Here is a 5,963-nt window from a genome sequence, read left to right as displayed (position 1 = left end):
CGCTCCTCGTGCCTTGATTGACGCTTTTTCCGCTCACAACAGAGGCGGAGATGAAAGATCCACAAGCCCTTATGATTACAGCAGATTTATTTGCTGAGAGTGACTTTAAAGACTGTGATGAGATCCTGCCGGATGTCTTCCTTCTGAAAGGTTTTGCCCTTCAACAAGCCTCACAGTTATTAACTGCCATTGAGCAGATTAATGCCCAATCACCTTTTCGCAAAATGCAGACACCAGGCGGATTTTATATGTCGGCAGCAATTACCAATTGCGGTGCTGTGGGCTGGCACACTGATCGCAATGGTTATCGATATACCGCAACCGATCCACTGACAAATTTGCCCTGGCCTGAAATGCCGCAGTGTTTTCGGGATCTTGCCGAAACAGCAGCCGAGCGTTGTGGTTTCTCTGACTTTAATCCAGATGTTTGTTTAATGAATCAATATGAAGTTGGCGCCAAGATGGGGCTGCATCAGGATAAAGATGAACGGGATTTTTCTCAGCCAATAGTTTCAGTCTCATTGGGTTTGCCCATCATTTTTCAGTTTGGCGGAGCCAGTAGAAACGATCCAAAGCAGCGAATCCCACTTGAACATGGCGATGTCATCGTCTGGGGCAGGGCAGCGCGTCGTTATTATCATGGTGTATTAACCTTGAAACCCGGTCAGCATTCACTGACCGGGCCATATCGATTTAACCTGACGTTTCGCCAGGCAAGCTAACTTAGCTTAAGCCAACTTTACGAACCAGTTCCATTGTCCGCATGCTGTAACCCCATTCATTGTCGTACCAGGCATAAATTTTCACCTGAGTCTCATTAGTGACCATGGTTGATAGGGCATCAATAATGCTGGAACGAGGATCGCCCCGATAATCACTGGAAACCAGCGGTTGTTCCTCATAGCCCAAAATACCGTTTAACTCATTTTCGGCGGCAGCTTTTAATAACGCGTTAACTTCTTCAACCGAGGTAGCACGTTCTACTTCAAAAACACAATCCGTTAAAGATGCATTGGCTAATGGCACACGTACAGCATGTCCATTGAGCCGCCCTTTGAGTTCGGGGAAAATTTCAGTAATAGCTGTAGCACTGCCGGTGGTGGTGGGAATCAAATTCGTACCGGACATGCGGGCCCGGCGTAAATCCTTATGGGGAGTATCCATAATTGACTGGGTATTGGTCAGATCATGGATGGTAGTAATCATGCCATGCTTGATAGTCAGATTTTCATGAATGACTTTGACAACTGGTGCCAGACAGTTGGTGGTGCAGGAAGCGGCCGTGACTATGGGATGTTTATCGGCATCATACAGATCATCATTAACGCCCATTACGACATTTAATATACCGGGCTGTTTGACCGGGGCTGTGACTACCACACGTTTTACACCCTGATCCAGATAGCTTTGCAGCAACCCAGTGTCGCGCATTTTGCCGGAAGCCTCTATGACGACATCGCAACCTGACCAGTCAGTGTCATCAATAGCTTTATTTGCCGTAACAGCAAGCGTTTTATGACCAACAATAATAGTATTGCCCTTGGCTTCTGCCTGGTGATCCCAGCGGCCATGTACCGAATCAAAATTTAACAAATGGGCGTGGGTTTCAGCATCACCGGCAGGATCATTAAGCTGTACAAACTCAATATCAGTCCAGTCCCATGCGGCACGTAAACATAACCGACCGATACGGCCGAAACCATTAATACCTACTTTAATTGTCATGATAAATTCTCATTTTTTGGAAACCAGTGTCGGGTTCGATTAGCGAAATAGACCAATGTCAGCATGACGGGCACTTCCACTAACACACCCACCACGGTTGCAAGTGCTGCACCGGAATGCAGTCCGAATAATGAAATAGCAACAGCGACGGCCATTTCAAAAAAATTGGATGTGCCAATAAGGCATGCCGGTGCAGCAACATCATGCTGGAGACGCAGTTTGATCGCTGCGAAATAAGCTAACGCAAAAATCCCATAGGTTTGAATCAACAGCGGAATGGCTATCAGTACAATAATGAAAGGTTGTTGCAGAATGGTTTCAGCCTGAAAGCCAAACAAAAGCACCACAGTGGCCAGTAATCCCAGAATTGACCAGGGTTTGATATGATTTAAAAAACTTGTTAACTCAGGTAAACCCTTGTTTTTGATAATATGTTGTCGAGTGAAAAAACCGGCTAACAAGGGTAACAACACATATAAAACGACCGAAATCAGCAAGGTCTCCCAAGGCACGGTTAAATCAGTGATACCAAGTAAAAATGCGGCAATCGGTGCAAAGGCAAAAATCATAATAATGTCATTGAGTGACACCTGTACCAGTGTGTAATTGGCATCACCTTTGACCAATTGACTCCAGATAAACACCATTGCTGTGCAGGGAGCCACTCCGAGTAAAATCATACCAGCAATATATTCATCAGCCGATTGGGGATCGACCCATCCGGCAAACAGGACTTTAAAAAACAGCCAGCCCAGGGCGGCCATAGTGAAGGGTTTGATCAGCCAGTTGATGACTAAAGTCAGCCAGATTCCCTGAGGTCGCTTGCCAATATCTTTAATCGCCGTGAAATCCACCTGCACCATCATTGGGTAAATCATCAACCAGATAAATATTGCGATCAGCAGATTGACATGTGCATATTCCAGGCTGGCAACCAGATTGAACAGGGTGGGAAACAGATTTCCCAAGAACAGGCCAGCCAGAATACTCAGCCCGACCCAAACCGATAAATAGCGTTCAAATATGCCCATCAGGATAAAGCTCCTATGCGTTTAATTTCAGCGCTGAGTTCAGAGGCAGATAACTCAGCTGGCATTAATTGCAGTAATGCACTGATGCGAGCGTCGAGCAAACTGATTAATTCATCGAAAGTCTGATTTCGCTCAAGTGGATCCACTACTTTGGAAGCATCGGTCAATCCCCAATGTCCTTTCACCGCCTTGCCAAACCAGACCGGGCAACTTTCGCCTGCGGCCTGATCGCAAACAGTGATAACAACATCTGGTTGATAATCTTTTAAATCATCCCAGGATTTGCTGAATAATCCCCCAACGCTATAACCATGTTCTTGCAATTTGGTCAGTGTTTCAGGATAAACCTTACCCGCTGGGTTGCTACCTGCACTGGCCACAATAAACCTGTTATCCGCCAGATGTCGGAAAATAACCTCAGCAAGAATGCTTCGGCAGGCATTGTGCGTGCATAGAAATAAAAATTTGAAATGTGTCGTCGTCATAACATATGTTTATCCATATATATTTAGTGAAATTTTTTAGCAGCAATTACTCAAGCGTTGTAACTTGGTCAAGTCTTGTTTGAAGAAGTCAGGTTTACTCTGATAAGCCGCATTGATTGATTGTTGAGACCAGGCGGGGAGTTCAGGATTAAGTCGATAGTAAACCCACTGTCCCTGACGCCGATCCTGTAATAGTCCGTTTTGTCTCAGAAGTGCCAGATGACGTGAAATTTTTGGTTGGCTTATTTTTAGAGCAGACATCAGCTCACATACGCAAAGTTCGCCCTGATCAACAATCAGCAACACCATACGTAGCCGTGTTTCATCGGCCAGACATTTGTGAAAACTTAGTAAATCCATAGTATAGTAAAGTTACATTTGAATATTCATATATGCATTAAATCATATATTAAAATACCGCTAAGTCAATCCACTAATTGCCAGCTATCATCCCCAATTTGAAAAATATCACCAGCAACCATTTGTCTTCGTTTACGGGTTTCAACTTCACCATTCACTTTAACATGCCCCTCGGCAACGATATTTTTTGCTTCGGCACCACTGTCAGCAATGCCTTCAAATTTAAGGATCTTGAACAGTTCGACCGGGCTTTTGGTGATATGAACGGGTGTTATTTCTTTAGACATGGAAGTTTCCTGTTATTTTGTAAAAAACAATCGTTAGGTCACGTTTTAACAATGTGACTCACTCTACAATCAACACACTCGAAAATGGCTCAATGAAAGGAAACATGGCCATGAAAATGCTTGTTAAGTTGTTACAATTTTTAATTGTGCTGGTGATGATATACCCACTTTATTACGTGTGGGAAACCGATAAGATAAATTCTGCCTGTCAACAAATAAAACCTGGTATGAGCTATAGCAATACGTTAGTTTTATTGAAACGCTTTGGGCTGGATTTTAGCCGGATGAATGGTGATTATGCCCAGGGTGAAAAATGGCAGGGACTGGTAGAATCTCACGCATCTTTTGCCGGATATGCTTGCGAAATAAGAGGTTCTGGTGATCAGATTGCAAAAGTGAGAATGGTAAAAGGTAAACAAATTGCTCCCTGAAAAAAGCTATTTCAGGGAGCAATAAATATTAACCGGCTGCGTAGTTAATCAGGATACCTGCTGCTACTGCTGAGCCGATAACACCGGCCACATTTGGCCCCATAGCATGCATTAACAGGAAGTTGTGTTTATCTGCTTCCAGACCCAGCTTGTTAGAAACCCTGGCCGCCATGGGTACTGCTGATACACCAGCAGAACCAATTAACGGATTGATTGGCTCTTTGGTTATTTTATTGAGTATTTTGGCCATGATAACCCCGGAGGCAGTACCGATAGAGAAGGCCACCATACCAAGCAGCAGAATGCCTAATGTCATTTCATTCAGAAAGCTTTCTGCACTTAATTTGGAACCAACTGCAAGCCCCAGGAAAATCGTCACAGTGTTGATCAGTGAGTTCTGAGTCGTATTACTCAGGCGATCCACTACTGCACATTCTTTCATCAGATTACCGAAGCAGAACATACCTAATAATGGTGCGGCATCAGGCAGGAAAAGAGCGACCAGAATCAGGATAACCAAAGGGAAAACAATTTTTTCCCGTTGTGAAACATGACGCTGCTGATGCATACGAATTTTACGATCTTTCTCATTAGTCAGCGCACGCATAATCGGTGGCTGAATCAACGGTACCAATGCCATGTAGGAATAAGAGGCAACAGCAATAGCACCCAGCAAGTCAGGTGCAAGCTTACTGGCCACATAAATCGATGTAGGCCCATCAGCGCCGCCGATAATACCAATAGCCGCGGCATCGGCCAGACTGAAGTCAAATATACCGAAGGTGGAAAGTAAAACCGCGCCCATTAACGTTGCAAAAATACCAAACTGAGCTGCAGCTCCCAGAAACAGAGTTTTAGGATTGGCGAGCAGGGGACCAAAATCAGTCATTGCGCCGACACCCATAAAAATGATTAGTGGGAAGGCGCCGCTTTCAATACCAACCACATAAAACAGGTGCAAAATACCACCTGCCTCAGCTAAGCCGGCTCCCGGAATATTGGCAAGCACGCCACCAAAGCCAATTGGAACCAGTAATAAAGGCTCAAAGTTTTTCTTGATTGCCAGATATAACAACAACATGCCAATCAGGATCATGATCCCTTGGCCAGGTTGCATTTGATAGAAGCCAGTGGCCTCCCAAAGATGTAATAACTTATCCATTAGAGTAGCCCTTAAGCGATAGAAACGAGGGTGTCACCAACTTTGACGGTGTCACCTGGTTTAACATTGATTGAAGTCACCGTACCGTCGTGTTCGGCTACTATCTGTGTTTCCATTTTCATCGCTTCAAGGATAAGCAAGACATCGCCTTCTTTAACTGATTGGCCTTGAGAAACCATGATTTTCCAGATATTGCCAGACAAAGGTGCTTTTACAGCAACACCTTCATTTGTACTTGGCTGCGCAGCAGGCTGAGGCGCCTGTGAGCTGTCAATCTGACTGATATCACCACCTTCATTTACTTCAACAACATATTGCTGACCATTGACTGTGATGGTGTAGGTTTCAGGCGAGCCTGCCGATTTGGCTGAGGTGGAAGATTCGTGAGTGGATTCTGCGGTTGGCAATGGTTCAAATGCCTCAGGATTACCACGGTTTTTAAGAAATTTGATTGCAGTCTGATTAAATAACGCAAAGGTTAA

Annotated in this window: 9 protein-coding genes; 2 read left to right on the top strand and 7 right to left on the bottom strand. The window is 44.6% G+C overall.

Annotation, left to right across the window (positions count from 1 at the left end; translation table 11 throughout):
• Window positions 1–50 precede the first annotated feature (50 nt).
• Window positions 51–722 carry a DNA oxidative demethylase AlkB gene (gene alkB / locus B3M51_RS12010; protein ID WP_292480510.1) on the top strand — a complete coding sequence of 224 codons (672 nt, stop codon included), beginning with the start codon at window positions 51–53 and terminating at the stop codon, window positions 720–722.
• Window position 723: 1 nt separating this feature from the next.
• On the opposite strand, the gene B3M51_RS12005 is transcribed toward alkB, so the two are convergent.
• The 5 genes from B3M51_RS12005 to B3M51_RS11985 form a co-directional block, all read right to left on the bottom strand.
• Complete coding sequence (locus B3M51_RS12005; protein ID WP_292480508.1) at window positions 724–1,725, bottom strand: ArsJ-associated glyceraldehyde-3-phosphate dehydrogenase; 1,002 nt, start codon at window positions 1,723–1,725, stop codon at window positions 724–726.
• On the bottom strand, window positions 1,722–2,756 hold the full coding sequence (arsB, locus tag B3M51_RS12000) for an ACR3 family arsenite efflux transporter (RefSeq protein ID WP_292480506.1): 1,035 nt from the start codon (window positions 2,754–2,756) through the stop codon (window positions 1,722–1,724). The genes B3M51_RS12005 and arsB overlap by 4 nt, the downstream gene beginning before the upstream one ends.
• On the bottom strand, window positions 2,756–3,241 hold the full coding sequence (locus B3M51_RS11995; RefSeq protein WP_292759513.1) for an arsenate reductase ArsC: 486 nt from the start codon (window positions 3,239–3,241) through the stop codon (window positions 2,756–2,758). The genes arsB and B3M51_RS11995 overlap by 1 nt, the downstream gene beginning before the upstream one ends.
• Before the next feature lie 36 nt (window positions 3,242–3,277).
• Window positions 3,278–3,601: a metalloregulator ArsR/SmtB family transcription factor gene (locus B3M51_RS11990; RefSeq protein WP_292480502.1), complete on the bottom strand. Its 324-nt coding sequence runs from the start codon at window positions 3,599–3,601 to the stop codon at window positions 3,278–3,280.
• A 65-nt stretch (window positions 3,602–3,666) separates the two neighbouring features.
• On the bottom strand, window positions 3,667–3,888 hold the full coding sequence (locus B3M51_RS11985; RefSeq protein ID WP_292480500.1) for an RNA-binding S4 domain-containing protein: 222 nt from the start codon (window positions 3,886–3,888) through the stop codon (window positions 3,667–3,669).
• Between the two features lie 110 nt (window positions 3,889–3,998).
• On the opposite strand from B3M51_RS11985, the gene B3M51_RS11980 reads away from it, so the two are divergent.
• The gene (locus tag B3M51_RS11980; RefSeq protein WP_292480498.1) at window positions 3,999–4,319 is read left to right on the top strand and encodes a hypothetical protein; all 321 of its coding nucleotides are present in this window, start codon (window positions 3,999–4,001) and stop codon (window positions 4,317–4,319) included.
• A 28-nt stretch (window positions 4,320–4,347) separates the two neighbouring features.
• Here B3M51_RS11980 and B3M51_RS11975 read toward each other — a convergent pair whose 3' ends face one another.
• Both B3M51_RS11975 and B3M51_RS11970 read right to left on the bottom strand, forming a co-directional pair.
• Window positions 4,348–5,481 carry a sodium ion-translocating decarboxylase subunit beta gene (locus tag B3M51_RS11975; protein ID WP_014707314.1) on the bottom strand — a complete coding sequence of 378 codons (1,134 nt, stop codon included), beginning with the start codon at window positions 5,479–5,481 and terminating at the stop codon, window positions 4,348–4,350.
• 11 nt (window positions 5,482–5,492) lie between these two features.
• A partial coding sequence (locus B3M51_RS11970) for a biotin/lipoyl-containing protein (RefSeq protein ID WP_292759510.1) occupies window positions 5,493–5,963 on the bottom strand: 471 nt, incomplete at its 5' end.

The sequence above is a fragment of the Methylophaga sp. UBA2689 genome, from assembly GCA_002354555.1.
Taxonomy (GTDB): domain Bacteria; phylum Pseudomonadota; class Gammaproteobacteria; order Nitrosococcales; family Methylophagaceae; genus Methylophaga.
The sequence above is the reverse complement of the archived record's forward strand: the minus strand, read 5'-3'. Positions and strand labels throughout refer to the sequence as shown.

Coding starts and splice junctions, on each gene's coding strand:
- alkB (WP_292480510.1), top strand. CDS start 51: ATGAAAGATCCACAAGCCCTTATGATTACAGCAGATTTATTTGCTGAG.
- B3M51_RS12005 (WP_292480508.1), bottom strand. CDS start 1,725: ATGACAATTAAAGTAGGTATTAATGGTTTCGGCCGTATCGGTCGGTTA.
- arsB (WP_292480506.1), bottom strand. CDS start 2,756: ATGGGCATATTTGAACGCTATTTATCGGTTTGGGTCGGGCTGAGTATT.
- B3M51_RS11995 (WP_292759513.1), bottom strand. CDS start 3,241: ATGACGACGACACATTTCAAATTTTTATTTCTATGCACGCACAATGCC.
- B3M51_RS11990 (WP_292480502.1), bottom strand. CDS start 3,601: ATGGATTTACTAAGTTTTCACAAATGTCTGGCCGATGAAACACGGCTA.
- B3M51_RS11985 (WP_292480500.1), bottom strand. CDS start 3,888: ATGTCTAAAGAAATAACACCCGTTCATATCACCAAAAGCCCGGTCGAA.
- B3M51_RS11980 (WP_292480498.1), top strand. CDS start 3,999: ATGAAAATGCTTGTTAAGTTGTTACAATTTTTAATTGTGCTGGTGATG.
- B3M51_RS11975 (WP_014707314.1), bottom strand. CDS start 5,481: ATGGATAAGTTATTACATCTTTGGGAGGCCACTGGCTTCTATCAAATG.